The following is a 25,708-nucleotide window of genomic DNA, read 5'->3' on the forward strand; positions in this document are numbered from 1 at the left end:
CGCGCGCCTAGGGTGAGCCGGGATGGCAACTACAAACGAACACGACGCCGGCGGCCACCCCTCGCGCGTCCGCAGGCTGGGGCGAACCGTGGCCGGGAGCATCACCGCCGCCTTGCTGTGGCCGCGCCTGAAGCTGGCCACCAAAGCGGCCATCGCGGCGGGCCTCGCGTTCTTCATCGCACCGTTTATGCCCGGCTCCGCTGCGGACTATCCCTATTACGCACCGTTGGGCGCCCTCGTCGCCATGTACGAAAACGTCTCGGGTTCCATGCGCCAGGGCGTTCAGACGCTCGTCGGCCTGGCCATCGGCATCGGGCTTGCCTTTATGCTGTTCAGCCTCGGGAGCCCGTCGCCGCTGACCGTCGCCATCGTGATGGGGCTCGGCGTGATCCTCGCCGGCCTGCCCCGGATCGGCTCGGGCAGCGACTGGATCCCAACGGCGGCCCTGCTGGTGCTGCTGGTCGGCGGCCACAACCCCGACAAGTTCTCTTTCGGCTACCTGGTCCAGATGGGCGTCGGCGTCAGCGTCGGCATCCTGGTGAATCTACTCGTCTTCCCGCCGTTGCATTTCAAGGCGGCGGCACTCAGCCTGGCCGAGCTGCGGCTGGCGCTGGCCCAGCAGCTCTGGGATATGGGCAAGGCGCTGCAGGAGAAATGGCCGCCGGAGCACGAGGACTGGTCGCGCCGCTCGGAGTCGCTGGCGACCCACGCCCGTTCGGTGCGCGCCGCCGTGCAGAAGGCCGACGCGAGCCGGCAAGCCAATCCGCGGCGCCGGCTGCATCCGCGGGACGTGGACGAGGATTACCGGAGCCTGCGTGACCTGGAACGGCTGACCTTTCACATCCAGGACGTGACGCAGGTGCTCTCGGATGTCATCTGGGCGACGGACCACCCTTTCGTGATCCCCGACGGACAGGCCGCCCCTCTCGCGGAGGCCATGACCCTCGTGGGCGATGTGCTGCGCGCCACCGAAGAGGAGGATGCGCAGCGGCAGGCCCAGCTCATCGAGGAGGCCGACGCCTCCGTCAAGGAGCTCACCGCCCGCATCGCCAGCGAGGACAACTCACCCGGGGCGCCGAACGCCGTCGAGTCGATCCTGCTGAGCCTGCACCGGATGCTGCGCGTCGTGAAATCCGGCGGCGGCAAGCAGGCAGCGGATGCCTCCCCCGCAGGCTCCAGCTAGTCGGCCGCCTGCTCCCCTGCACCAACACCCTGCACACGACGACGGCGGCCGCCACCGGAATTCCCGGGGCGGCCGCCGTTTGTGTACGCCGTGGCGGTGTTACTTCAGTGAGGCAACGGATCCGCTGAAGTGTTTCCGGCCCGAGCGCGGGTTCCAGGCCACGTAGTCGGAACGCTGCCATGCGCCGTCCTCGGGCTGCACGGTGCTGATGTCCAGCGCGACCCGGGCCGGCAGGAACACGGGCGCCTCGAACGCCACGTCCCAGCTGAAGGCGTCACCCTTCGCGGCGCCGACGTCGGCCAGGGCCCGGGAGGCGAGGTACATGCCATGGGCGATGGAGCGGCGCAGGCCGAGGGCCTTGGCGCTGAGGACGCTGAGGTGGATGGGGTTGAAGTCGCCGGAAACCGAGGCGTACGCCCGGCCGGTATCCACCCCAAGCTGCCACAGTGCCGTGGGGTTCGGCACCCGGAATTCCTCCGGCACGGCGGCCGCGGTGGGCTTGTCGATGCCCGGGAGGAACACGCCCTTCGCCAGGTAAGTGGACACGCCGCGCCAGCGGACGAAGTCCTCTCCCGCCCCGCGCACCTCGGCCACCAGGTCCAGCTGGGTCCCGGCCCGGTGCCCGCGCAGGTTTTCCGCCCAGGCCCGGATGTCCAGCGCCTCGGTGAAGAGCACCGGAGCGCTCTGGACCACGTTGTTCGTGAGGTGGATCATCCCGAGCAGAGGCAGCGGAAAGTCATCCCGGTTCATCACGGACATGGACAGCGGGAACGCCAGGGCGTGGATGAATCCCGCGGGCAGCACGTCGCTGGCGGTTTCGCCGATCAGGTGCTGGTAGGCGGTGAGGTTCTCGACGCCCGCTTTGACGCCGTGGACCTCGTGGCTGCTCGCGGGCAGCTGTGAGCCCGAGTGCGTGCCGAGCACCCTTCGCCGTGCCGCGGTGGCAGCGGCGTTGACGTAGAGCTTGGAGAGGGATGGCATCTCGCCCAGTATGACGGGCTGCAAACCGGTCATGCGCCCACCAGGTTCTGTCCGCAGACGCGCAGCACCTCACCGGAGATCCCGCCGGCGGCGTCGCTGGCCAGGAAAGCGATGGCCTCCGCCACGTCCCCGGGCCGGCCGCCCTGCTGCAGCGAGTTGAGCCGGCGGGCCACCTCGCGGGTGGCGAACGGGATTTTTGCGGTCATCTCGGTTTCGATGAAGCCGGGGGCGACGGCGTTGATCGAGCCGCCGTGCGGCGCGAGCAGCGGCGCCGTGGCACGGACCATGCCCATCACGCCGGCCTTGGATGCGGCGTAGTTGGTCTGCCCGCGGTTTCCGGCAATGCCGCTGGTGGAGGCGACGGAGACGATTCGCGGCGAGTTCCGGAAGTGCTCCGAGGCCAGCAGTGCCTCGTTGATCCGCAGCTGGGCCGCAATGTTTACGGCGATCACCGAATTCCAGCGGCCCTGGTCCATGTTGGCGAGCAGCTTGTCCCGGGTGATGCCGGCGTTGTGGATGACGATGTCCAGCCGGCCGTGGCGCTCCACCGCGTGGTCGATGATCCGCTGCCCGGCGTCCTCGCGGCTGATGTCGAGCTGCAGGGCGGTCCCGTGTACCTCGTTGGCAACCCCCGCCAGGTGGTCTCCTGCGGCCGGAATGTCGACCGCAATAATCGTGGCGCCGTCGCGGTACAGCGTGCGGGCGATGGCCGCACCAATCCCCCGGGCGGCCCCGGTCGCCACCGCGACCTTTCCCGCCAGCGGCTTCTCGGCGTCGGCCGGCAGTTGCCCCGCGTCCGAGGTGACGGTGAGGAACTGCCCGTCCACGAACGCGGAGCGGCCGGAGAGGAAGAACCGGAGGGCGCCGAGGGCGCTGGGGCTGGTGGTCCGGGCGCCGTCGGCCAGCACGATGCCGTTGCCGGTGGCGCCGGCGCGCAGTTCCTTGGCCAGGGAGCGCAGCAGGCCGTCGATGCCCTGCCGGGCCGCCGCGGCGGCCGGGTCAGCGGCCTCGGCGGCGTCGCGGGAGACGGTGACGACGCGTGCATTGCTCGCAAGATCCCGGAGGGAGGCTGCAGCGGCGAGCACCGGCTTCTCCAGGTCCTCGGGCCGGGCGGCCGCATCCAGGACGAGGATGATCGCACCGAGTTTTTCGCGCGGCACGGCGTGGCGGCGGACGTCGAGGTCCCAGGACAAGAGCGTGGCGGCGAGCTCGTCCGCGCCGCTGCCGGATCCCTGGACCAGGACGGGGCCCTGGACCAGCGGATCGCCGGGTTGGTGGCGCCGAAGCACCGCGGGCTGCGGCAGCCCGAGCTTCTTGGCAAGGTCCTTGCCGAAGCCCCTGCTGACGAATTGGGTGTACTTGTCGGTCATTGGTCCCCCTAGTGTGCTTCGAGAATTGCGACGACGCCCTGGCCGCCGGCGGCGCAGATGGAGATGAGCCCGCGCGCGGGACGGCCGTCGACCTGGCCCTTGGCGTGCAGCATCTTCGCAAGCGAGGCGACGATCCGGCCGCCGGTCGCGGCGAACGGGTGGCCCGCGGCGAGCGAGGAGCCGTTGACATTGAGCTTGGCGCGGTCGACGCTGCCGAGGGCGCCGTCCAGGCCCAGCCGGGTGCGGCAGAAGTCCTCGTCCTCCCACGCGGCCAGGGTGCTCAGCACGGTGCCGGCGAAAGCCTCGTGGATCTCGAAGAAATCGATGTCCGCGAAGGTGAGGCCGTTGCGGGCCAGCAGGCGCGGCACGGCGAAGGCCGGGGCCATCAGGAGGCCGTCCTTGCCGTGGACAAAGTCGACGGCGGCGGCCTCGCCGTCGAGCACGGTGGCCAGCTTGGGCAGATCGTGGGCGTCGGCCCATTCCTCGGAGGCAAGCAGCACGGTGGAGGCGCCGTCGGTGAGCGGGGTGGAGTTCCCGGCCGTCATGGTCGCCTCGGCCCCGAGGTTCTTTCCGAAGACCGGCTTGAGGCTTGCGAGCTTCTCCAGCGTCGTGTCGGGGCGCAGGTTGGAGTCCTTGCTGAGCCCGCGGTACGGGGTCAGCAGCTCATCGAAGAAGCCGGCGTCGTAAGCGGCGGCAAGGTTGCGGTGGCTGTTGTAGGCCAGCTCGTCCTGGGCCTCGCGGGTGATCTTCCACTGCGCCGTGGTGAGCGCCTGGTGTTCACCCATGGAGAGCCCGGTCCGCGGTTCGCCGGTGTTGGGGGCGTCCGGGGCAAGGTCCTTGGGCCGGAGGCGGCTCAGCACCTGGAGCCGCTGCGGCAGGGTCTTGGCGCGGCTGAGGTCCAGCAGGACCTCTCGCAGGCCTTCGCTGACCGCAATCGGGGCGTCGGAGGCGGAGTCGACGCCGCCGGCAATGGCGGAGTCGATCTGGCCCAGTTTGATTTTGTTCGCCAGGCCCAGGACAGTCTCCAGGCCGGTGGCGCAGGCCTGCTGCAGGTCATAGGCGGGGGTTTCGGCGGAGAGCGCAGAGCCGAGGACGGCCTCGCGGGTGAGGTTGAAGTCGCGGGAGTGTTTGAGCACGGCCCCGGCGGCCACCTCGCCAATCCGCTCATCCTGCAGGCCGAACCGGGCGATCAGCCCGTCCAGGGCCGCAGTCAGCATGTCCTGGTTGGAGGACTTCGTGTAGGCGCCGCCGGTCCGTGCGAACGGGATGCGGTTGCCGCCGACCACAACGGCCTTGCGGAGCTTCGGCGCGGCGGTGTCCTTCGGCCCGGTTTCGGGCGTTCCGTTGTCAGGCATGTGCTGTCTCCTTTGATCAAAGCGGGTTTCTGATACCCAGCGTACCTGATACGCTGGGTATCGTGAACATCCTCCAGTCAGATCCCGCCGGGTCGGGTCCTGCCGCCAGCGCAGCCGTCGACGGGCGCGCCTCCCGCTGGCAGTCCCACCGCGAGGAGCGCCGCCGCGAGCTGATCAAATCCGCGCGAAAGGCCGTGCACGCACTTGGCAGCGAGGCGTCGATGGAGGACATCGCCGCTGCGGCTGGGACTTCCAAATCCGTGTTCTACCGCTACTTCGGCGACAAGGCGGGCCTGCAGCACGCCGTCGGCGAAGTGGTCCTGAACCAGATGCAGCGGCGGATCCAGGAAGCCGCGCAGAGCGCGCAGACCCCGCGCGAGGGGCTCTTCGCGATGGTCTCCGCCTACCTGCAGATGGCTGAAACCAGCCCGAACGTGTACACGTTTGTGACCCGCTACGCGCCCGGCGACGCAGAGGGCCACAACGGCTCAATCAGCACGGCCGGCGCCCTGGGCCACTTCTTCGCCGCGATCAGCGAGATGATCGCGCTGCCCATGCGGAACCAACTGCGCGCCGTCCCCGGCAAAGAAGCCGTGATCGGCTACTGGCCCAACGCCGCGATCGGGCTGGTCCGCAACGCCGGCGAGCAGTGGCTCGCCAGCCCCGACTCCCCCGCCAAGCCGGGCCAGGAGGCCATGGCCCGACAGATCACCGACTGGCTTTGCTTCGGCATCGCACCCGAACTCCAAGACCCGCCGGCCGCATAACGGGACGCCGGCCCCCGACTCGCACCGCCCAGCACCAGACCACCACCAACTGCCAGAACCGCAATGTCAGTGCCAACGAAGGAATCGACATGACTGAACTAGCCGACCGCTCCGCGGGCCACACCACCGCCGCCACCCCGGCGCCCAGAACCCCCGCGGCCCCTCCGGCCGCACCCGCGGCAGGGTCCCCCGCCGTCGACGTCGCCGCCCTCGGCGAACAGCTGCTGGGCAAATGGGCCGCAGTCCGCCGGCAGGCCAGGGAGCTGGCCGGACGGCCGGAACTCTACAAGACCGAGGGCCTCACCCACACCGAACACCGCAAGCGCACGTTCGGGCAGCTCAAGATCCTCGTGGACAGCGGGGCGGTGCACCGCGCCTTCCCCGTGGCTGTCGGCGGTTCGGACGAACACGGCGCCAACGTTGCCGGCTTCCAGGAACTCGTCATCGCCGACCCCTCGCTGCAAATCAAGGCAGGCGTGCAGTGGGGACTCTTCGGCTCGGCCGTGAACCACCTCGGCACCGAGGAGCACCACGGGAAGTGGCTGCCCGGCATCATGAGCCTGGACATTCCCGGCTGCTTCGCCATGACCGAGACCGGCCACGGCTCGGACGTCGCCAGCATCGCGACCACCGCCACCTACGACCCGGCCACGGAGGAGTTTGTGGTGCACACGCCCTTCCGCGCCGCCTGGAAGGACTACATCGGCAACGCCGCCATTGACGGCCTCGCCGCCGTCGTCTTCGCGCAGTTGATCACCAACGGCGTGAACCACGGCGTGCACGCCTTCTACATGGACCTGCGCGACCCTGAGACCAAGGAGTTCCTGCCCGGCATCGGAGGCGAGGACGACGGCGTCAAGGGCGGCCTGAACGGTATCGACAACGGCCGGCTGCACTTCACGCAGGTCCGGATCCCGCGGACGAACCTGCTCAACCGCTACGGCAACGTCGACGCCGACGGAACCTACACGTCACCGATCGCCAGCCCGGGCCGCCGCTTCTTCACCATGCTGGGCACCCTCGTCCAGGGCCGGGTCTCGCTCGACGGCGCCGCCGTGACCGCGTCCAAGTTGGCCCTCAAGACCGCCATCCAGTACGCCTCCGAACGACGCCAGTTCAACGCATCCTCCCCCACGGACGAAGAGGTGCTGCTGGACTACCAGCGGCACCAGCGCCGGCTGTTCACCCGTCTCGCCACCACTTACGCCGCGAGCTTCGCCAGCGAACAGCTGTTGCAGAAGTTCGACGACGTGTTCTCCGGCCGGAACGACACCGACGAAGACCGCCAGGACCTCGAAACGCTGGCTGCCGCGCTCAAGCCGTTGAGCACCTGGCACGCCCTCGACACCCTGCAGGAGTGCCGCGAGGCCTGCGGCGGCGCCGGCTTCCTGATCGAGAACCGCTTCGCCTCGCTGCGGGCCGACCTTGATGTCTATGCCACGTTCGAAGGCGACAACACCGTGCTGCTGCAGCTCGTGGCGAAGCGGCTGCTGGCCGACTACGCCAAGGAGTTCCGCAACGTGGACTTCGGCGTGCTGGCCCGCTACGTCGTGGGACAGGCCACCGGCGCAGCCATCCACCGCACCGGACTGCGCGGAGTCGCCCAGTTCGTGGCGGACTCCGGCTCGGTCCAGAAGGCCGCCAGCGCGATCAAGGACGAGGCCGGCCAGCGTGCCCTGCTGACCGAGCGCGTCCAGGCCATGGTCGCCGAGGTCGGCGCGGCCCTCAAGGGCGCGAACAAGCTCCCGCAGCAGCAGGCGGCTGCGCTGTTCAACAGCCACCAGAACGAACTCATCGAAGCCGCCCTGGCACACGCCGAGCTGCTGCAGTGGGAGGCCTTCACCGAGGCCCTGGGCGACGTCACCGACCCCGGCACCAAGGCGGTCCTGACATGGCTGCGGGACCTGTTCGGGCTGTCGCTGATCGAGAAGAACCTGTCCTGGTACCTGATGAACGGCCGGCTCTCGATGCAGCGCGCCCGCACCGTGGGCGAGTACATCAACCGGCTGCTCGTGAAGATCCGTCCGCATGCGCTGGACCTGGTGGACGCCTTCGGCTACGGCCCGGAGCACCTCCGCGCCGCGATCGCCACTGGGGCCGAGAAAACCCGCCAGGACGAGGCACGGGAGTTCTTCCGCGTCCAGCGCGCCAGTGGCCAGGCGCCGCTGGACGAGAAGATCCTGCTGGCCCGCTCCGCCCGTGAGGGCCGACCGCAGTCCAGCTCAGCCCAGGGCGGCAAGTCCCGGCGGGGCTGACCTTCCGGAGCAAACGACGACGGCGCCGCCCCTGAACGGGGGCGGCGCCGTCGTCGTTTGCTGCGTCCGCTCCCGTTCGGTTGAGCGGAAGCCGACCGCTACTGCGGAAGCACCGAGCGGTAGACCTCGAGCGTGGTTTCCGTGATGGATTCCCAGGAGAAGTGCGCCTCGGCCCGGCGCCGGCCCGCCTCGCCCATCGCACGGGCGCGGGCCGGGTCGGAGACGACCTCGGTCAGGGCCGAGGCGAACTCGGTGACGAACTTCTCCGGATCCAGCGGCGTGCCAGTGCCGTCCGTGACCTGCTCGAGCTGCACGAGCAGGCCGGTCTCGCCGTGCTGGACCACCTCAGGGATTCCGCCGGTGGCGCTGGCCACCACCGCCGCACCGCAGGCCATGGCCTCCAGGTTCACGATTCCGAGCGGCTCGTAGATGGACGGGCAGGCGAACGCCGTGGCGTGGCTGAGGACCTGGATCAGCTCGTGGCGGGGAAGCATCCGCTCCACGAGGACCACACCGCTGCGCTGGGCCTGCAGTTCCTCGATCAGCCGCGCGGTTTCCGCGGCGAGTTCCGGGGTGTCCGCCGCACCCAGGCACAGCACCAGCTGCACATCCGTGGGAAGCTTGGCGGCGGCCCGCAGCAGGTACGGGACGCCCTTCTGCCGGGTGTTGCGGCCCACGAAGACCACGCTCGGCCGTGACGGGTCAATTCCGAGGGCACGGACTGCGTCCTCGCCCTCGTCGCGGTTCCAGAGGCTGACGTCGATGCCGTTATGCACCACGCGGACCTTTGACGGATCTACCTCGGGGTAGCTGCGCAGGATGTCCTGCCGCATCCCCTCGGACACCGCGATGATCGCGGCGGCGGCTTCGTACGCGGTCTTCTCCACCCAGGAGGAGAGGGCATAGCCCCCGCCGAGCTGCTCGGCCTTCCACGGCCGCAGCGGCTCCAGGCTGTGCGCACTGAGTACGTGCGGGATGCCGTGCAGCAACGAGGCGATGTGCCCGGCCATGTTGGCGTACCAGGTGTGCGAGTGCACAAGGTCCGCTCCGGCGATGTCCGGAACGATCCGCAGGTCCACACCGAGGGTCTGCACCGCGGCGTTGGCCCCGGCCAGATCCTCCGGCACCGGATACGACGTGACGGTGGCTCCGTGGTAGTCGGGGTCGCGCTCTGCACCAAAGGCCCTCACCTGCAGGTCGACCCTCTTGGCCAGCACCCGGCTGAGTTCGGCCACGTGGACGCCGGCGCCCCCATAGATTTCGGGCGGAAATTCCTTGGTCACAATGTCTATTCGCACAAACCCCAAGGTAGTCGTTCCGGCTGATCTGTTCTAGTGTGAAGAGGTCCGGGCACACCGGACAGTTTTGGGGAGCAACGAAGGCGTTCAGGAGCGACCACTATGCCGCAGCAGAAGAAAGTATTGGCCATCGTCCTCGCAGGTGGCGAGGGAAATCGGCTGATGCCGTTGACGGCCGACCGGGCAAAGCCGGCCGTTCCGTTCGCCGGGAGTTACCGGCTCATTGATTTTGCCCTTTCCAACCTGGTCAATTCCCGGTATTTGCAGATTGTGGTCCTGACGCAATACAAATCCCACAGCCTCGACCGGCACATTTCCGAAACGTGGCGGATGTCCACCCAGCTGGGCAACTACATCGCCTCCGTGCCGGCCCAGCAGCGGGTCGGCAAGAGCTGGTTCCTGGGCAGCGCCAACGCCATCTACCAGTCCCTGAACCTGATCCACGACGCCAACCCGGACATCGTCGTCGTCGTCGGCGCGGACCACGTTTACCGGATGGACTTCGCGCAAATGGTCGCCCAGCATGTGGAGAGCGGCGCCAAGGCGACGGTCGCCGCCGTGCGCCAGCCGCTGCACATGGCAGACCAGTTCGGCGTGATCGAGGTGGACCAGGAGAACCCGCAAAAGATCGCGGCCTTCGTGGAGAAGCCGTCTTCGACGCCGGGACTGGCCGCTGATCCCACCCAGTTCCTGGCGTCCATGGGCAACTACGTCTTCAACGCCGATGCCCTGGTCGAGGCACTGCACGTCGACGCCGAGCGGCTCGACACCAAACACGACATGGGCGGCGACATCATCCCCTATTTCGTCGACCAGGGCGAGGCCGGGGTGTACGACTTCACCCTCAACGACATTCCGGGCTCGACCGAGCGCGACCGCACCTACTGGCGCGACGTCGGCACCATCGATTCGTTCTACGACGCCCACATGGACCTGATCTCCCCCGTGCCGGTCTTCAACCTGTACAACTCGGAGTGGCCCATCTACACCCGCCAGAGCATCTCCCCGCCGGCGAAGTTCGTCCGCGGCGAGGGCGGCACCGTGGGCACGGCACTGGACTCGATCGTGGCCAGCGGAGTGGTGATCTCCGGCGGCATCGTCGAGGGCTCCGTGCTCTCCAACGACGTCTACGTGGGTACGGCCAGCCGGGTCCTCGATTCGGTGCTGATGGACAAGGTGCAGGTCGGGGCCGGCGCGGTGGTCAAGCGTGCCATCGTCGACAAGAACGTCCGGATTCCGGCGGGCGCCGCCATCGGCCTCGACCCGGAACTCGACCGGGCCCGCGGCTTCAAGGTCACCGACTCGGGCATCACGGTCCTGGCCAAGGGCCAGGAGGTTCCCGAGCCCGGCGACGACGAACGCGCGCTCTCCGCTGCCAACCTCTACCTGGTGCCGGACGCCGTGAAGACGGCCACCGAGAACTGGCCGGCCGGACGCGAGACCGTGGAAAAGGTCGGCGAGGTCCACGCGGCCGCCGTCGGCGTCGAGACTCCCGGGAAGTCCTCCACCAAGGCCTACTGATTCCACCTGGTCGGGCCGCGGCCCGGCCAGGCTGTAAAATTGGCCCAATGAGCTCCCCCGATCTGCCCCCCGCCCCGGCCAGCGATGAGTTGACCGCGGTTGACCTGACCCCGGCGGAAATCGCCGCCTGCCTCAAAGTCCTTAACAGCATCCACGTCTACGACGAGGAACACCCGGACTTCGTGTCGATCCGGCGCGCGACCGGGAAGATGTTCAAGGCTGTCAAGCGCCACCGCCGGGTCACCAAGCGGGACCTCATCGCTGAGGCAGACCGGGCCGTCATCGCCCAGACCGCGACGGCAGCCCCGGACCGGATCGACGACGAGACGCGCGGCAACAAGCTTGCGCCCTCGGCCACCGGAGAGGTGGCCGGGCACCTGATCCGGTCGCGGCCCTGCTACATCTGCAAGCAGCACTACACGCAGGTCGATGCCTTCTACCACCAGCTCTGCCCCGAGTGTGCGCTGTTCAGCCACAGCAAACGAGACGCCCGGACCGACCTGAACGGCCGGCGCGCCCTGCTGACCGGCGGCCGGGCCAAGATCGGCATGTACATCGCCCTGCGGCTGCTCCGCGACGGCGCGCACACCACCATCACCACGCGTTTCCCCAAGGACGCCGCCCGCCGCTTCGCCGCGATGGATGACAGCGCAGACTGGCTGCACCGGCTGCGGATCGTGGGCATCGACCTGCGCGATCCCTCCCAGGTGATGGCCCTGACGGACTCCCTCGACGCGGCCGGGCCCCTGGACATCATCATCAACAACGCGGCGCAGACGGTCCGGCGCTCGGGCAACGCGTACAAGCCGCTCGTCGACGCCGAGGACGAGCCGCTGCCCGCGGAACTGCAGGCCGCCAACGGCGGACCCGAGCTGGTGACGTTCGGCCACGCCCACGACAAGCATCCGCTGGCCCTGGCCAGCACGGTCCTGGAGCACCCGGTGCTCGCCGGGGACGCCATCACCTCGCTGGCGCTGTCGACAGGCTCCGCCTCGCTCGAGCGGATTGCCTCGGGCACCGCGATCGACGCCGGCGGCCTGGTTCCGGACCTGGCTACGATCAACAGCTGGACCCAGGTGGTGGACGAGGTGGACCCGCTGGAAATGCTCGAGGTGCAGCTCTGCAACGTGACCGCGCCGTTCCTGCTGGTCAGCCGGCTCCGAGGTGCGATGAAACGCTCCACGGCCCGGCGCAAGTACATCGTCAACGTCAGCGCCATGGAGGGGCAGTTCTCCCGCGCCTACAAGGGGCCGGGGCACCCGCACACCAACATGGCGAAGGCCGCGTTGAACATGATGACACGGACGTCGGCCAAGGAGATGCTCGAGTCCGACGGCATTCTGATGACCGCCGTAGACACCGGCTGGATCACCGACGAACGGCCGCACTATACGAAGGTCCGGTTGATGGAAGAAGGCTTCCACGCCCCGCTGGACCTCGTCGACGGTGCCGCCCGGGTCTACGATCCCATCGTGATGGGCGAGGCCGGCGAAGACCAGTACGGCGTCTTCCTGAAGGACTATAAGCCGAGCCCCTGGTAAGCCCGGGCCGCCCGGCGCAGGCCTAGCAGGGCGCCCGCGCAGCTGCCACGGGCCTAATGGCCCTAATGGGGGCTGGAGGCTGTCCGTAACGTGGAGCTGTGAACACGACGACGCCACCACCGAACTTCCAGCTGTCCATCGACCAGTGCTGGGTACTGCTCGACAGCGAGGTGGTGGGACGGATTGCGTTGATCGTGGACGGCCACCCGGAGGTCTTCCCGGTGAACTTTGTCCTGCAGCGCCGCTCGATCGTGTTCCGCACGGCCGGCGGGACGAAGCTCTGGGGCGCCATCACAGCCAAGCCGGTGGCCTTCGAAATCGACGGTTACGACGCGCACGAGCAGACGGCGTGGAGCGTTGTGGCCCGCGGCGAAGCGGAGCTGATCGAAGACCAGGCCGACAAGGACGCGGTGGATGACCTGCTCCTGGAGCCGTGGCAGCCCGGTGAAAAGAACTACTACGTACGGCTCGCCCCGAAGGCCCTAACCGGGCGCCGTTTCAAGGTCAACAACCCGGACGTCTGGCGCACCAGGCTCGCCGACCCGCGGCGGGCCTCCTTCGAATAGCAGCGACAGGCCGGGATACCCCGGCTAGCGCTTCTCGGGTGTGTGCACCACCAGGACCGGGCAGTGCGCGTGGGCCACCAGTGCCGAACTCACCGAGCCGAGCAGCAGGCCACCGAAACCACCGTGACCACGCCGGCCCACCACCAGCAGGTCGGCGCTGCGGCTCTCCTCGAGGAGCGTCCGGCGCGGGTGCCCCTGCACCAGCCGGGTCTCCACATTGTCCGGGGTGTCCGCCCCGAAAGCCTTCACGACAGTTTCCGCCAGGATCTCCCCCGCACGGACGTCGAAATCGTCGATGCCCATGGCAATGTAGCCGTCGTAGACCGGCGGGACATCCCAGCAGGCCACGGCGAGAATCTTGGCCGAGAGCGGAAGTGCCAGCCTCTGGGCCTGCCGGAGCGCCTCCACGGAGGCGTCCGATCCGTCGACTCCGACCAGGATGGTCCGGATGTCCGTAGCCTCGCTCATGACTGATCCCTTCGTCGTGCCCCAGCAGCGCGTAGCTCAACCCAACCTCCCCAGCCCCCGGCGGGCTAGGGCCGAAAGTCACGGCGACCCGCCGCACGACGACGCCGTAGGCCAAATGACCCTTGTTGCGGGCCGCCGGGCGGCCTGAGAATTACGGTGCGCGGCAAAGAAATATTCGAGCTTCGCAGCCGTTGCGGTCGATTTGTTGCCACAATGGAATGCACGACTCCACTGCAATTCAGGGACCAGCAAGCGGGGTCCCGCACTAGAGGTACGGACGCGGGCTGCCACAGACCTGCAACGCGGGCTGGGGAGCTCCGTGGGTAATGTGGCAACGTCGGCGCCCGGACGGGAGAAATATGATTGCCTGGGCAGATGCCGGTCTCACTGCAGCGGAAGGCCGTCCGGCCGTTATTCGCGTGTTCATCCTCGATGACCACGAGCTCGTCCGCCGTGGCCTCCAGGAGCTGCTGGAGGGCGAGGGCTTCCTCGTGGTCGGCAGTTCCGGATCAGCCGTGGAGGCAACGCGGCGTATTCCGGCGCTCCACCCCGACGTCTGCGTCCTGGACGCGCGGCTGCCCGACGGCACCGGAATCGAGGTGTGCCGGGACGTACGTTCGGTTGATCCCTCGCTGAACTGCATCATCCTGACCAGCTTCGACGACGAACAGGCCCTTCGCGGCGCGGTCCTCGCCGGCGCCTCCGGCTACGTGCTGAAGGAGATCGGCGGCACCGACTTGATCGGTGCCCTGCGGCGGGCCGCGGCGGGAGAATCCCTCTTCGACGACGGGGTCGCCGCCGGGATCGTTGACAGCATGGTGGAAACCGACGAGGTGGATCCGCGCACCGCGGCCCTCACCCCGCAGGAGCGCCGGGTCCTGGAACTGGTCGGCGGCGGGCTTACCAACCGCCAGATCGCGGCCGAGATGTTCCTGGCTGAAAAGACGGTGAAGAACTACGTTTCCTCGCTGTTGGCCAAGCTCGGTTTCGAACGCCGTACGCAGGCGGCCGTCTTCATTGCCAGTCCGGCCGCCGCGGGGACTTCCACCGCCGGCGCGGTACCCGAGACCGGCCGGCAACACAGCGTCCGCTGACTCCGCCGCCACCCGGCCGAGTAGCTAGCGCCCGTCAGAGCGGCACAGACCACTCAACGCTGGTGCCTTCGTCCGGAGCCGTCGTGATGGTGCACTGGCCGTCCAACATCCGCGCGCGGTCTTCCAGGTTGGCCAGGCCGTTGCGCTCCAGGGAGTCGTCGAAGCCCGAGCCGTTGTCCGTGATGACCACCGTGACGCGGCCCTTGATGACGGCGACGGACACCGCGATGGCGTCTGCGCCGGAATGCCGGATGGCGTTGCTCAGCCCCTCCGAGACGACGGCCACCACGTTGTCCGCCTTATCCGGGGTGACCGCGTCCACCGGACCGGTCAGCGTGAGCCGCGGCGTGAACGGCATCGACTTCGCGGAGCTCCGGGTCACGCGGCGGATCCGGCCGCTGAGCAGTTCGGTTTCCCCACTGCTGCTCTTGAGCGAGTAGATCGTGTCCCGCAGGCTGCGGATCGCCTCGTCGAGTTCGCCGGTGATATTGCGGATCCGATCGGTCGCGAGCTCGTCCTTGGTGAACCTGGTGAGGCTCTGGACGCTCAGGCCGGCGGCGAAGAGCCGCTGGATGACCAGGTCGTGCAGGTCCCGGGCAATCCGGTCGCGGTCCGTGAACACGAGCAGCTCCTCACGCAGCCGGTGGACGCGTGCGAGTTCGAGCGCCAGGGCCACGTGTGAGCCGAAGACGGCGCCCATCTCGATGTCGGTCCGGGCATAGCGAAGCCCCTCCGGGTTCCGGGCCAGCAGCAGCAGGCCGTGGTGGGCGCCCTGCGTGCTCAAGGCGACCGCGAGCTGCGGTCCCAGGCAGCCGCCGTCGACGACGTCGTCGAAAACCCCGGCGTCGCTGTCCAGCATGACCGGCTCACCGCCGGCCAGCACGTCCTGCAGTTCGGGTGCACCGAGGGCCAGCGTCCTGCCGGAGAAGGCCTTGGCCCGCTCACCCGCCGCACCGGCCACGATGTAGCCGGGCCCGGACACCGCGGGGGCCACAATCAGCGCCAGCTCGGACTCGGATTCCTGCAGCGCCCGGGCGGCGATCGGATCGAGGCCCCCGGCGGTGTAGTCCCGGTCGCTGCCGAGCATCAGCCCGGACACATCCATGCAGGCTTCCAGCCAGCGGGCCCGGCGCCGGGAGTCGTCGTAGAGTTTGGCGTTTTCGATCGCGACGCCGGCGGCGGCGGCCAGCGCAATCGCCAGGCCCTCATCTTCTTCAGTGAAGTCCCCGCCGCCTTCCTTCTCGGTCAGGTACAGGTTGCCGAACACGGTGTCACGGACCCGGACCGGCACACCCAGGAACGACTGCATGGGCGGGTGGTTCTCCGGGAACCCGTAGGCCTCCGGATGCTTGCGCAGATCGTGCAGGCGCAGCGGCCGGGGATCGCTGATCAGCAGCCCCAGCACGCCGTGGCCGGTGGGCAGGGGGCCGATTTGCCGGGCGAGTTCGCCGTCGATGCCGACGGTGATGAAGTGGCTCAGGGCGTGGTCGCCGCCGATCACGCCCAAGGCGCCGTAGCGGGCGTGCAGGAGGCGGCAGGCTGACTGCACCACGCGCTCCAGGACGGCGTCCAGGCTGAGGTCCTCGGCGACGGCGACGACGGCTTCCAGCAGGCCCGCCATCCGCTCCTGGGACTGGAGCAGTTCTCCGGCGCGGGAGACGAAGTCCTTGAGCAGGTCCTCGATCCGGGGGTTGCCGGAACTGACGGTCTCCGGGCTGCTGCCTGATGAATGCATGTTCTTTCGCCCCAATTCTCACGACGTACATCCGCGCCGATGACGTGTTGCCAGAATACCCCGATACATTCCGATCCGACCCAACAAAGCCGAGGATTATTACGCCCACGGGCCGTTGTCCCCTAGCCCGGCCGGGGCAGCCTGACGTAGGCTCGGCGCCATGAGCACTGATCCGAAACCAGCCGCCAATCAGCCCCACGACGTCGAAAACCTGGACAGCCACGAGTGCTGGAGGCTGCTGCGCAGCGTCACCGTGGGCCGGATGGCCGTCTGGGTAGACGACCACCCGGACATCTTCCCGATCAACTACAAGGTGGACCACGGAACCCTCGTGTTCCGCACCGCCGAGGGCACGAAGCTGCACGCCGCCACCGGCGACACTCCCGTGGCCCTGGAAGCCGACGGCGTCGACTCGGACAGCGGCGTCGCCTGGAGTGTGGTGGTCAAGGGCCAGGCCGCCGCGGTGAAGAACCAGGCGGAGGTCCTTGACACGGTGGGGCTGCTGCTGTTCCCGTGGCAGGCGGGAAAGAAGGAACACTTCGTCCGGATTACGCCCGACACCATCACGGGGCGGCGGTTCAAGATCGTCCCGCCGCTGACGTGGTGGACGCCGCTGGACGACGCCACCCGCTCCGGCCTCGAATAGACGGATCGACGCCGGCCGGCTCAGGCCAGGCGGGTGATCTCCACGGTCACTGCCAGCGCAGAGCCGCCGCCGCCGGACAGGATGCCCTTCAGCGGGGGCACGTCCCGGTAATCGCGCCCGCGTGCCACGGTCACGTGGAAGTCCCCGGCAGGCTTGTGGTTCGTGGGATCCCAGCTGCGCCATTCGCCGTCCCACCATTCCAGCCACGCGTGGGACTGCCCGGCGACCGTCTCTCCGAGCTGCGCCGTCGAGCGCGGGTGCAGGTAGCCGGAGACGTACCGGGCCGGAATCCCGCAGCTGCGCAGCGCCCCGATCGCGAGGTGTGCGAGGTCCTGGCAGACGCCCTGGCGCTGGTTCCAGGCCTCCTCGGCGTTGGTGGTGACGCCGGTGGAACCCTTCATGTAGCTCATCTCGCCGCGCATCCATTCGAAGACTGCCATGGCAGCATCGTGCGGGTTGCGGCCGGCGACGACGCCGGGGACGATCCCCAGCACCTCGGCGCCGGGGCCGGTGAGCTGTGACTGCGGGATCCAGTCGCTGAACTGGTTGAGCGTCTCCGGGGCGGAGAGCACGTCCCAGCCGACGATGTCCGCCTCCGCCGGGATCCGCTCCACCCGGTGCACCTCCACCGTTGTGGTGGCGAGGACCTCGAGGTGGTCGTGCGGCATCTGCATGTCGAAGGCGGTTACGCGGGTGCCCCAGTAGTCGCGGTAGCTGCTGATCGCCGCCTGCGACGGCGAGACCTTCATGGAGGACTCCAGCACCACCTGCTGCGGATCCGTCAGCGGCGTCATCCGGGCCTCGTTGTAGGACAGGGTGACGCGCTTGTTGTACTTGTACGCCGTCTTGTGCGTGATGCTGAGCCGGGTCATGAAACTTCTCCCACCCAGGCCAGTTCGTCTGCCTGATTGAAGTACTTACGGGAAATGGCATCCGAGGCCTGCGATACGGCCTTCTGCACCCGTTCCATGTGCTCCGGCAGTTCGGACATCAGGTCGTCGGTGCGGTGGAACTCCAGGAAGGTCCGGGCCTGGCCCACGATCCGTCGGGCGTCGTTAATGAAGCCGACGCGCTGGGCCGAGGGGTCCAGTTTGGCCAGGCACTCGTCGGCGTCGCGCAGGGCATAGACGATGGAACGCGGGAAGAGCCGGTCCAGCAGCAGGAACTCGGCCGCGTGCTGGTCGCCGAAGGCGGCGCGGCGGGTCCGCAGGAACGACTCGTAGGCGCCGGCGCAGCGGAGCATGTTCACCCAGGACATGCCGGCCGAGAGCACATCGCGGGTGGAGAGCATCCGCGCGGTCATGTCCGCACGTTCCAGCGAGCGGCCCAGGACCAGGAACAGCCAGCTCTCGTCGTGGCTGACGGTGGTGTCCGCGAGGCCGCTGACCATCGCGGTGCGCTCCAGGACCCAGTTGCAGAAGCGGTAGGTGCCCACCACGTCCTTGCGGTGCTGGTTCAGCCCGTAGTAGGTGGTGTTCAGGCTCTCCCAGAGTCCCGAGGAGACGGTCTCCCGGGCCCGCCGGGCGTTTTCCCGCGCGGCACCGAGCGAGCCGGCGATCGAGGTGGCGCTGTGCTTGTCGTAGGCCAGGGCGTGCAGCAGCTCGTCCAGGCCGAAGTCATCGGACTGCGGCCGGGCGCCCATGACCGCGAGGAGTTCCTGCGCCACGCTGCGCTGTTCCTCCATCGGCAGGTGGTTCAGGCGTTCGAGGTGGACGTCCAGGATCCGGGCGGTGCCGTCTGCCCGCTCCACATAGCGGCCGATCCAAAACAGGGACTCGGCAATACGGCTAAGCATTCGCGGCTACCTCCTGGGCGTCGGAACTCTGCTGCTGCTGTTGCTGCTCTTTCTGGCTGTCGCGCCAGTTGCTTTCCACCGGCCAGACCGAGACCCGTTCGCGGACGGCGACGGCGGGCCGCGGGATTGCCTCGACCGGGACCTGCGGCGAATCCGCGAGCACCCAGGTGTCCTTGGAGCCGCCGCCCTGGCTGGAGTTCACGATCAGGGAACCTTCCTTAAGCGCCACCCGGGTGAGGCCGCCGGGCAGGACCCAGACGTCGTCGCCGTCGTTGACAGCGAAGGGGCGAAGGTCGACGTGCCGCGGGCCGAACTTGTCGCCGCTGAGCGTGGGAACGGTGGAGAGCTGCAGCACCGGCTGCGCGATCCAGCCGCGAGGGTCGGCAACGATGCGCTTGCGCAGGGCTTCGAGCTCGTCTTTGGACGCGTCCGGGCCGATCACCAGGCCCTTGCCGCCGGAGCCGTCGACGGGCTTGACCACGAGCTCATCGAGCCGGTCCAGCACCTCCTCCCGGGCTTCCTTCTCCTCGAGACGGTAGGTGTCCACGTTGGCGATCACCGGCTCTTCGCCCAGGTAGTAGCGGATCAGGTCAGGCACGTAGCTGTAGACCAGCTTGTCGTCCGCGACGCCGTTGCCCACGGCATTGGCGATCGTGACGCCGCCGGCTCGGGCGGCGTTGACCAGCCCGGGGCAGCCGAGCATGGAGTCGGAGCGGAACTGCAGGGGGTCCAGGAACTCGTCGTCGATCCGCTTGTAGATCACGTCCACGCGCTGTTCACCGGCGGTGGTGCGCATGTAGACGCGGTTGCCGCGGCAGATCAGGTCGCGGCCCTCCACCAGTTCGACGCCCATCAGGCCGGCAAGCAGGGTGTGCTCGAAGTAGGCGCTGTTGAACACGCCGGGGGTCAGGACCACCACAGTGGGATCGTCGACGCCGGACGGCGCCGTCTTCCGCAGCGCGGACAGGAGCCGACGGGGGTACTCCTCCACCGGGCGGATGAGCTGCTGGCCGAAGGCCTCGGGCAGGCCCTTGGCCATGGCACGGCGGTTCTCCAGCACGTAGCTGACGCCCGAGGGGACGCGCACGTTGTCCTCCAGGACGCGGAAGGTGCCGGCGGCGTCGCGGACGACGTCGATCCCGGAGATGTGGACGCGGACCCCGCCGGCCGGCTCGAAGCCGTGGACCTGGCGGTGGAAGTGCGCGCTCGTGGTGACGAGTTGCCGCGGGATCACGCCGTCGGAGACCACGGTCATCTTGTCGTAGACGTCGTTCAGGAAGGCTTCCAGGGCCCGCACCCGCTGCGCCACACCGCGTTCGAGCACGGTCCACTCATCGGCCGGGATCACCCGGGGGACGATGTCCAACGGGAACGGCCGTTCCTCGCCCGCGAAGTCGAAGGTGACGCCGCGGTCCAGGAACGTCCGGGCCATTGAGTCCGCACGCGCCGTGACATCGGCCAGCGAGAGCTCCCTCAGCGCCCCGGCAACCTGGCCGTAGGAGCGCCGGGCCTCCTGGCCCGGGGCAAACATCTCGTCGTAGGCGCCGCTGCGGCCGGCGGCCTCTGAGTAATCCTCAAAAAGGTCAGACATGCCCATAAGCCAACCACCTTTTCGTTACGAAATCATTTCGGTGCCTCCCGCGGGGCGTGTTGCGGCTCACGCTTCGGTGATTGACCTGCCGGTAGGGCAAGGTGGATGACGTGCCTGTCTTCCGCCCCTTTTTCCTGCTGCACGCGGTCCGCCAGCGCCCAGGCCGGCTGCGCGTGCTGTTGCCGGGCCTGATTGCCTGCGCTGCCGCCGTCGGGACCGCCTTGGCCGTCCACACAATGCTGCCGGCGCTGCCCGCCATGACGGTCGCGGTCCTGCTGGGGCTCCTGGCCGCGAACCTGCCGGGAGTGTCGGGCTGGAGCGCGGGGTCCGGCAGGGCCGGGCTGGACTTCGCCGGCAAGCACCTGATGCGCGCCGGCATCGTCGTGCTGGGGCTCAAGGTCAGCGTGGCGGACGTGCTGGGCCTGGGCTGGGCCGCCCTGCTGCTGATCACCGGGGTGGTGCTGGCAGCGTTCGCGGGCACCTACGGCATCGGCCGGTTGTTTCGCCTGCCGCCCCCTGTTTCGCTGCTGATTGCCACCGGATTCGCAATTTGCGGGGCCTCCGCGATCGGCGCGATGGCAGCCGTCCGGCGGATCCGGCAGCAGGACACGGTGCTGCCGATCGCGCTCGTCACCCTCTGCGGCACACTCGCCATCGGCGTCCTGCCCCTCCTCATCGGCCCGCTGGGGCTCAGCCCGGAGGCCTTCGGGGCGTGGGCAGGCGCCTCGGTGCACGACGTCGGACAGGTAGTCGCCACCGCCCAGACCGCGGGGGCCTCGGCGCTCGCCGTCGCCGTAATCGTCAAACTGACCCGTGTGCTGCTGCTCGCCCCCATGGTCGCCGCGGCGGGCATCCACCACCGCATCGGTTCCGACGACGGCGGCCGGCTCCCGCCGATCGTTCCGCTGTTCGTGGTGGGGTTCGTCGCCATGGCGGCCCTGCGGACCACCGACTGGCTCTCCCCCGGCGTGCTCGGGGCCGCCGCCGTGCTGCAGGACCTGCTGCTGGGCATGGCCCTGTTCGGACTCGGCTCGGCCGTCCGGGTACGGCAACTGCTGCGGACGGGAACCCCGGCGCTGCTGGCCGCCCTGGCCTCGTGGCTGCTGATCGCGGCCCTGGGGTTGGCCGCCGCCGTCGTCCTCATCCCCGCCCGCTGAGCTTCGGGTCTCCCCGTGATTAGATAGCGGAGTGTCGAACCAGAACCTGAGCCGTGACGAAGCGGCAACCCGCTCAGCCCTGATCACTACCCACAGCTACGACGTCTCCCTTGACGTCCGGCAGGCGGCCGATCCCGACGTCGCGGGTTACACCAGCCGCAGCGTGATCAACTTTTCCGCCAGCGAACCCGGCGCCTCCACGTTCCTGGACTTCATCAGCAGTTCGGTGCACAGCGTCTTCCTCAACGGCAAGGGACTGCCGGTTTCAGACGTGGTGGACGGCTCCCGGATCCGGTTGGACAACCTGCAGGCCGAGAACCAGGTCACGGTCACCGGCACGGCCCTGTACAGCACCTCCGGCGAGGGCATGCACCGCTTCTATGACCCCGCCGACGGCCAGTGCTACCTGTACACGCAGTATGAGCCCGCCGACGCGCGCCGCGTCTTCGCGAACTTCGAACAGCCGGATCTCAAGGCAGAGTTCACCTTCCACGTGATGGCCCCGTCCGAGTGGCAGGTCTCCTCGAACGGAATCGAAACCCTCCGCACCCAGCTGACCAGCGACCCGGCCACGAGCCGGTGGGATTTCGCCCCCACCAAGCCGATGTCCACCTACATCACCACCGTGCTCGCCGGCCCCTACTTCAAGGCCGAGGACACCTGGCACGGGAGCGTCGCGGACGGAACCGTGCGGGACGTGCCGCTGGCGCTCTACTGCCGGGCCTCCATGGCGCCGTCCTTCGACGCGGAGGAACTGTTCCGTCTGACCAGGAACGGCCTGGACTTCTTCAACGACCTCTTCGATTACCCATACCCGTGGGGAAAGTACGAGCAGGCATTCGTGCCCGAGTACAACCTAGGCGCCATGGAGAACCCGGGACTGGTGACGTTCACCGAAAGCTACGTCTTCACGTCCCGCGCCGCCGACTCGCAGTACCAGGGCCGCGCCAACACCCTGCTGCACGAGATGGCGCACATGTGGTTCGGCGACCTCGTCACGATGCAGTGGTGGGATGACCTGTGGCTCAAGGAATCCTTCGCTGACTACATGGGCACCCTGGGCGTAGACCGGACGACGGACTGGGAAACGGCGTGGGTGAACTTCGCCAACAACCGCAAGGCCTGGGCCTACGTCCAGGACCAGCTGCCCACCACCCACCCGATTGTTGCCGACATCCCGGACCTTGAGGCCGCGAAGCAGAACTTCGACGGGATCACCTACGCCAAGGGCGCTTCGGTGCTCAAGCAACTTGTCGCCTACGTGGGCTTCGACGCCTTCATCGCCGGCTCCCGCCGGTATTTCCGCGACCACGCCTACGGCAACACCACGTTGGCTGATCTGTTGGCCGCGTTGAGCGCCGCCTCCGGCCGCGACCTCGCCACCTGGGCACGGCAGTGGCTGCAGACCTCCGGTATCTCGACCCTGACCTCCGAGATTGACGAGCACGACGGCGTGCTGGGCTCCGTGTCGCTGGTCCAGCACGCCGAGGACCCGATCACCGGCCGGCAGGAGCCGAGGCCGCACCGGCTGCGGATTGGACTTTACGACTTCGACGCCGCAGGCGCCCTGGTGCGCACCGACAGCGTGGAAACCGACGTCGACGGCGATCGTACCGTGGTCGGCCAGCTCGCCGGAAAGGGCCGCCCGGCGCTGCTGCTGGTCAACGACGAGGACCTCAGCTACGCCAAGGTTCGGCTCGACCCGCACTCCGAAGCCACGGTGCGCAGCTCCCTCGGCGCCATCACTGACCCGATGGCGCGGGCCCTGTGCTGGACCGCGCTGTGGGATTCGGCCCGCGACGCCGCCACCCCCGCTGCCCGTTACGTCGAGGCGGTGCAGCGCTTCGGCCCGGCCGAGTCCGGCATCGGGGTGCTGCTGAACATTCTGGGCAACGCAGGAACGGCAATCGAACGCTACGTACCGGCGGCCCGGCGCAAGGAGGCCCGCGGCAGCTTCCTGGCCACCGCCGCCGCAGAACTCCGTAACGCGGCACCGGGCTCCGACCAGCAGCTGGCCTGGGCCCGTGCCCTCGCCGCCACGAGCCGCTTCGACGCCGGTCAGCTCGGCATGCTCAGGGGCCTGCTGGACGGCAGCACCGTGATCGAGGGACTCTCCGTTGATGCGGAGCTCCGCTGGAACCTCTGGCATGCCCTCGCGGCCCACGGACAGGACAACCCCGGGGAGCTGGACGCCGAGCTGGCGCGCGACAACACGGCGTCGGGAAAGTCCGGGCACGCCACGGCCCTCGCGGCGCGGCCGGACCCCAGGGTCAAGGCCGAAGCGTGGGAAGCCGCCGTCCACGGCACGGCGCTGTCCAACCAGTTGCTCAGCGCGACCATCGCGGGCTTCAACACGGCCCCGGAAGGACTGCTTGCGGGCTACGTCGAGCCCTACTTCGAGTGCCTTGATCGAGTCTGGACGGAGCGCAGCATCGAGATCGCCAGCCGGATCGTGCGCGGGCTCTACCCCGCAGGGCAGGACCTCGACGGGCCGGGCGCGGCGCCGGAATCGCACCCCGTCATCGCCCGGACGGACCAATGGCTGGCCGAGCACGCGGATGCGCCGCGGGCGCTGCGCCGGATCATCATCGAACAGCGCAGCCAGTTGCTGCGGGCGCTCAAGGCACAAGCCGTGTCCGCATGAGACGCTGCCCGCCAGGGGCGCCCGTCTGACGCGAATGGCCGCCAAACGGGTGGGTGTAGCGGCCACTTGTGGCGAATCGACGAAGGATCCCGCCCGCCCGGGGCGCCCGTCTGACGCGAATGGCCGCCAAACGGGTGGGTGTAGCGGCCACTTATGGCGAATCGACGAAGGATCCCGCCCTACGGGACCCGGTGCAGCCATTCGGTGGTGCCGAACTTGGTCTCCACCCGCTGACGGGCGGCGTCGAGTTCGGCCTCGGTGAGTTCCGCCGGCGTCGCCCCGTAGCGCTCCGTGAACACCTCCATCATCGCCGCGACGATCTCGGACCGGGCCAGGCCGGTCTGCCGGCGCAGCGGGTCGACGCGCTTCTTGGCGCTTGTGGTGCCCTTGTCCGAGAGCTTTTCCTTGCCGATCCGCAGCACCTCAACCATCTTGTCCGCGTCGATGTCGTAGCTCATGGTGACGTGGTGCAGCATTCCGCCGTTGGCGAGCCGCTTCTGGGCCGCGCCGCCGATCTTGCCATGCTCGGTCGCGATGTCGTTCAGCGGCACGTAGAACGCACTGATGCCCACCTTTTCGAGCGCCGCCATGACCCACGTGTCGAGGAAGCCGTAGGAGTCGGCGAAGCTGATGCCGTCCACGAGGGTCTGCGGCAGGTAGAGCGAATAGGTGATGCAGTTGCCGGCCTCCATGAACATCGCCCCGCCGCCGCTGATCCGGCGGACCACGCTGATCCCGTGCCGGCTGACGCCGTCGGGATGGACCTCGTTGCGGACGGACTGGAAACTGCCGATCACCACGGACGGCTCCTCCCAGTCCCAGAACCGCAGCGTCGGGTTGCGGCGGCCGGCGCCGACCTCTTCGGTGAGGACTTCGTCCAGCGCGACGTTGACGTGCGTGGGCAGCACCGAGGGCCCGATGATGTTCCAGTGGTGGTCGCCCCAGCCGGTGGCTTTGGCCAGGGCGCGGCGGACGGCGATCGCCACCGCGCCGGCGGAGAAGCCGAACAGCACCGCATCCTCGGGCAGCGCCGCGGTGACTGCCGCGGCAAGGTCAGCCGCGCCCGCGTCCACGGGCAGTCCGGTGAGGCTCCGGTTGATGTCCAGGAGCGCCTCGTCGGGTTCCAGGAAGAAGTCCCCGCTGATCGAGACGTGCGCCAGGACGCCGTCGACGACGTCGAGGTCGGCCACCACGAGTTTGCCGCCGGGAACCTTGTATTCGCCGTGGCGTCGGCGGCCGTCCTCGTCAGCGCTGCTGGGAACGGGGACCGGAGGAAGGGTTGTCATGCCCTTAATCCTGCCACGCGGCCAGGGTGCCGGTACGCAATGCGGCCGGAACGCAAAAAGCCCGCACCGTCGCCGGTGCGGGCTTTTCCAAAAGACCTTGGGAGCAGAAGGCTACTTCTTGCCGCCGAAGCCCTTGAAGCGAGCGTTGAAGCGCTCGACGCGGCCTGCAGAGTCCATGATGCGCTGCTTGCCCGTGTAGAACGGGTGGGACTCGGAGGAGATTTCGACGTCGATGACCGGGTAGGTGTTTCCGTCTTCCCACTCGATGGTCTTCGAGGAAGACACGGTGGACTTGGTCAGGAACTTGACGCCGGAAGCCAGGTCGTTGAAAACAACAGCTTCGTACTTCGGGTGGATATCAGACTGCATAATTGGACCTTTGTTCGCGCAACTGGATTTTGCCAGCTGCCAGGTATGAGTGGGATGGCTGCCCGGCACCGGAAGGCGCAGCACGG

At 68.5% G+C, this 25,708-nt stretch carries 21 protein-coding genes; 10 read left to right on the plus strand and 11 right to left on the minus strand.

Translation table 11 applies throughout. The annotated features are described in order from the left end of the window. Positions 1-22: 22 nt before the first annotated feature. The gene (locus ACZ5Z0_RS01530; protein WP_464109591.1) at positions 23-1,183 is read left to right on the plus strand and encodes an FUSC family protein; all 1,161 of its coding nucleotides are present in this window, start codon (positions 23-25) and stop codon (positions 1,181-1,183) included. Between the two features lie 99 nt (positions 1,184-1,282). Here ACZ5Z0_RS01530 and ACZ5Z0_RS01535 read toward each other — a convergent pair whose 3' ends face one another. Genes ACZ5Z0_RS01535 through ACZ5Z0_RS01545 form a run of 3 tightly spaced genes read right to left on the minus strand, consistent with a single transcriptional unit; the run spans position 1,283 to position 4,889 of the window. Continuing rightward, complete coding sequence (locus ACZ5Z0_RS01535; protein WP_464109592.1) at positions 1,283-2,197, minus strand: MaoC family dehydratase; 915 nt, start codon at positions 2,195-2,197, stop codon at positions 1,283-1,285. After that, a complete protein-coding gene (locus ACZ5Z0_RS01540) occupies positions 2,194-3,534 on the minus strand; it encodes a 3-oxoacyl-ACP reductase (protein ID WP_464109593.1) in 1,341 nt (446 codons plus the stop codon). Before ACZ5Z0_RS01540 ends, ACZ5Z0_RS01535 begins: the two co-directional genes overlap by 4 nt. A gap of 8 nt (positions 3,535-3,542) precedes the next feature. Next, positions 3,543-4,889 (minus strand): acetyl-CoA C-acetyltransferase, encoded by a 1,347-nt coding sequence (locus ACZ5Z0_RS01545; RefSeq protein ID WP_464109594.1) that lies wholly within the window; start codon positions 4,887-4,889, stop codon positions 3,543-3,545. A gap of 59 nt (positions 4,890-4,948) precedes the next feature. Here ACZ5Z0_RS01545 and ACZ5Z0_RS01550 point away from each other — a divergent pair, with 59 nt between their 5' ends. Both ACZ5Z0_RS01550 and ACZ5Z0_RS01555 read left to right on the plus strand, forming a co-directional pair. Then, entirely contained in the window at positions 4,949-5,656 is a 708-nt protein-coding gene (locus ACZ5Z0_RS01550) for a TetR family transcriptional regulator (protein ID WP_464110676.1), read from the plus strand. Positions 5,657-5,745: 89 nt separating this feature from the next. Further along, the gene (locus tag ACZ5Z0_RS01555; protein ID WP_464109595.1) at positions 5,746-7,911 is read left to right on the plus strand and encodes an acyl-CoA dehydrogenase family protein; all 2,166 of its coding nucleotides are present in this window, start codon (positions 5,746-5,748) and stop codon (positions 7,909-7,911) included. Between the two features lie 98 nt (positions 7,912-8,009). On the opposite strand, the gene glgA is transcribed toward ACZ5Z0_RS01555, so the two are convergent. Further along, complete coding sequence (glgA, locus tag ACZ5Z0_RS01560) at positions 8,010-9,209, minus strand: glycogen synthase (protein ID WP_464109596.1); 1,200 nt, start codon at positions 9,207-9,209, stop codon at positions 8,010-8,012. Between the two features lie 102 nt (positions 9,210-9,311). Here glgA and glgC point away from each other — a divergent pair, with 102 nt between their 5' ends. From glgC to ACZ5Z0_RS01575, 3 genes are all read left to right on the plus strand, one after another. Beyond that, the gene (gene glgC / locus ACZ5Z0_RS01565) at positions 9,312-10,730 is read left to right on the plus strand and encodes a glucose-1-phosphate adenylyltransferase (RefSeq protein WP_464109597.1); all 1,419 of its coding nucleotides are present in this window, start codon (positions 9,312-9,314) and stop codon (positions 10,728-10,730) included. A gap of 89 nt (positions 10,731-10,819) precedes the next feature. Then, positions 10,820-12,271, plus strand: coding sequence for an SDR family NAD(P)-dependent oxidoreductase (locus tag ACZ5Z0_RS01570; RefSeq protein WP_464110677.1), 1,452 nt, complete (start codon positions 10,820-10,822; stop codon positions 12,269-12,271). A 98-nt stretch (positions 12,272-12,369) separates the two neighbouring features. Beyond that, the gene (locus tag ACZ5Z0_RS01575; RefSeq protein WP_138769350.1) at positions 12,370-12,837 is read left to right on the plus strand and encodes a pyridoxamine 5'-phosphate oxidase family protein; all 468 of its coding nucleotides are present in this window, start codon (positions 12,370-12,372) and stop codon (positions 12,835-12,837) included. Between the two features lie 24 nt (positions 12,838-12,861). Here the strand turns inward: ACZ5Z0_RS01575 and ACZ5Z0_RS01580 are convergent, their stop codons facing one another. Further along, positions 12,862-13,305, minus strand: coding sequence for a universal stress protein (locus tag ACZ5Z0_RS01580; RefSeq protein ID WP_138769351.1), 444 nt, complete (start codon positions 13,303-13,305; stop codon positions 12,862-12,864). Positions 13,306-13,664: 359 nt separating this feature from the next. On the opposite strand from ACZ5Z0_RS01580, the gene ACZ5Z0_RS01585 reads away from it, so the two are divergent. Then, positions 13,665-14,399 (plus strand): response regulator, encoded by a 735-nt coding sequence (locus ACZ5Z0_RS01585; RefSeq protein ID WP_464109598.1) that lies wholly within the window; start codon positions 13,665-13,667, stop codon positions 14,397-14,399. Between the two features lie 34 nt (positions 14,400-14,433). Here the strand turns inward: ACZ5Z0_RS01585 and ACZ5Z0_RS01590 are convergent, their stop codons facing one another. Further along, positions 14,434-16,134: a GAF domain-containing sensor histidine kinase gene (locus ACZ5Z0_RS01590; RefSeq protein ID WP_464109599.1), complete on the minus strand. Its 1,701-nt coding sequence runs from the start codon at positions 16,132-16,134 to the stop codon at positions 14,434-14,436. A 160-nt stretch (positions 16,135-16,294) separates the two neighbouring features. Between ACZ5Z0_RS01590 and ACZ5Z0_RS01595 the strand changes: the two genes are divergently transcribed. After that, on the plus strand, positions 16,295-16,780 hold the full coding sequence (locus ACZ5Z0_RS01595; RefSeq protein WP_464109600.1) for a pyridoxamine 5'-phosphate oxidase family protein: 486 nt from the start codon (positions 16,295-16,297) through the stop codon (positions 16,778-16,780). A gap of 20 nt (positions 16,781-16,800) precedes the next feature. Here the strand turns inward: ACZ5Z0_RS01595 and ACZ5Z0_RS01600 are convergent, their stop codons facing one another. The 3 genes from ACZ5Z0_RS01600 to ACZ5Z0_RS01610 are packed head-to-tail and all read right to left on the minus strand — an operon-like array spanning position 16,801 to position 20,166. Continuing rightward, positions 16,801-17,652 carry a transglutaminase family protein gene (locus ACZ5Z0_RS01600; RefSeq protein ID WP_464109601.1) on the minus strand — a complete coding sequence of 284 codons (852 nt, stop codon included), beginning with the start codon at positions 17,650-17,652 and terminating at the stop codon, positions 16,801-16,803. Further along, positions 17,649-18,575, minus strand: coding sequence for an alpha-E domain-containing protein (locus tag ACZ5Z0_RS01605; RefSeq protein ID WP_138769355.1), 927 nt, complete (start codon positions 18,573-18,575; stop codon positions 17,649-17,651). The genes ACZ5Z0_RS01600 and ACZ5Z0_RS01605 overlap by 4 nt, the downstream gene beginning before the upstream one ends. Beyond that, on the minus strand, positions 18,568-20,166 hold the full coding sequence (locus ACZ5Z0_RS01610; RefSeq protein ID WP_464109602.1) for a circularly permuted type 2 ATP-grasp protein: 1,599 nt from the start codon (positions 20,164-20,166) through the stop codon (positions 18,568-18,570). Before ACZ5Z0_RS01610 ends, ACZ5Z0_RS01605 begins: the two co-directional genes overlap by 8 nt. A 236-nt stretch (positions 20,167-20,402) precedes the next feature. Between ACZ5Z0_RS01610 and ACZ5Z0_RS01615 the strand changes: the two genes are divergently transcribed. Together ACZ5Z0_RS01615 and pepN are read left to right on the plus strand one after the other, a co-directional pair. Then, complete coding sequence (locus ACZ5Z0_RS01615; RefSeq protein ID WP_464110678.1) at positions 20,403-21,323, plus strand: YeiH family protein; 921 nt, start codon at positions 20,403-20,405, stop codon at positions 21,321-21,323. A 31-nt stretch (positions 21,324-21,354) separates the two neighbouring features. Continuing rightward, positions 21,355-23,967, plus strand: coding sequence for an aminopeptidase N (pepN, locus tag ACZ5Z0_RS01620; protein WP_464109603.1), 2,613 nt, complete (start codon positions 21,355-21,357; stop codon positions 23,965-23,967). A 179-nt stretch (positions 23,968-24,146) separates the two neighbouring features. On the opposite strand, the gene ACZ5Z0_RS01625 is transcribed toward pepN, so the two are convergent. Together ACZ5Z0_RS01625 and ACZ5Z0_RS01630 are read right to left on the minus strand one after the other, a co-directional pair. Next, complete coding sequence (locus ACZ5Z0_RS01625) at positions 24,147-25,253, minus strand: lipoate--protein ligase family protein (protein ID WP_464109604.1); 1,107 nt, start codon at positions 25,251-25,253, stop codon at positions 24,147-24,149. Between the two features lie 111 nt (positions 25,254-25,364). Further along, positions 25,365-25,622, minus strand: coding sequence for a type B 50S ribosomal protein L31 (locus ACZ5Z0_RS01630; RefSeq protein WP_056739465.1), 258 nt, complete (start codon positions 25,620-25,622; stop codon positions 25,365-25,367). Positions 25,623-25,708 lie beyond the last annotated feature (86 nt).

This window comes from Arthrobacter sp. T2-23 (assembly GCF_055398325.1).

Excerpts from the sequence above, each read along its gene's own strand:
- ACZ5Z0_RS01625 (WP_464109604.1), bottom strand. The coding sequence starts at position 25,253 with ATGACAACCCTTCCTCCGGTCCCCGTTCCCAGCAGCGCTGACGAGGAC.
- ACZ5Z0_RS01585 (WP_464109598.1), top strand. The coding sequence starts at position 13,665 with ATGATTGCCTGGGCAGATGCCGGTCTCACTGCAGCGGAAGGCCGTCCG.
- ACZ5Z0_RS01595 (WP_464109600.1), top strand. The coding sequence starts at position 16,295 with ATGAGCACTGATCCGAAACCAGCCGCCAATCAGCCCCACGACGTCGAA.
- ACZ5Z0_RS01535 (WP_464109592.1), bottom strand. The coding sequence starts at position 2,197 with ATGACCGGTTTGCAGCCCGTCATACTGGGCGAGATGCCATCCCTCTCC.
- glgC (WP_464109597.1), top strand. The coding sequence starts at position 9,312 with ATGCCGCAGCAGAAGAAAGTATTGGCCATCGTCCTCGCAGGTGGCGAG.
- ACZ5Z0_RS01605 (WP_138769355.1), bottom strand. The coding sequence starts at position 18,575 with ATGCTTAGCCGTATTGCCGAGTCCCTGTTTTGGATCGGCCGCTATGTG.
- ACZ5Z0_RS01615 (WP_464110678.1), top strand. The coding sequence starts at position 20,403 with ATGCTGCCGGCGCTGCCCGCCATGACGGTCGCGGTCCTGCTGGGGCTC.
- ACZ5Z0_RS01600 (WP_464109601.1), bottom strand. The coding sequence starts at position 17,652 with ATGACCCGGCTCAGCATCACGCACAAGACGGCGTACAAGTACAACAAG.
- ACZ5Z0_RS01580 (WP_138769351.1), bottom strand. The coding sequence starts at position 13,305 with ATGAGCGAGGCTACGGACATCCGGACCATCCTGGTCGGAGTCGACGGA.
- ACZ5Z0_RS01610 (WP_464109602.1), bottom strand. The coding sequence starts at position 20,166 with ATGTCTGACCTTTTTGAGGATTACTCAGAGGCCGCCGGCCGCAGCGGC.
- ACZ5Z0_RS01540 (WP_464109593.1), bottom strand. The coding sequence starts at position 3,534 with ATGACCGACAAGTACACCCAATTCGTCAGCAGGGGCTTCGGCAAGGAC.
- ACZ5Z0_RS01545 (WP_464109594.1), bottom strand. The coding sequence starts at position 4,889 with ATGCCTGACAACGGAACGCCCGAAACCGGGCCGAAGGACACCGCCGCG.
- ACZ5Z0_RS01630 (WP_056739465.1), bottom strand. The coding sequence starts at position 25,622 with ATGCAGTCTGATATCCACCCGAAGTACGAAGCTGTTGTTTTCAACGAC.
- ACZ5Z0_RS01590 (WP_464109599.1), bottom strand. The coding sequence starts at position 16,134 with ATGCATTCATCAGGCAGCAGCCCGGAGACCGTCAGTTCCGGCAACCCC.
- ACZ5Z0_RS01555 (WP_464109595.1), top strand. The coding sequence starts at position 5,746 with ATGACTGAACTAGCCGACCGCTCCGCGGGCCACACCACCGCCGCCACC.
- ACZ5Z0_RS01530 (WP_464109591.1), top strand. The coding sequence starts at position 23 with ATGGCAACTACAAACGAACACGACGCCGGCGGCCACCCCTCGCGCGTC.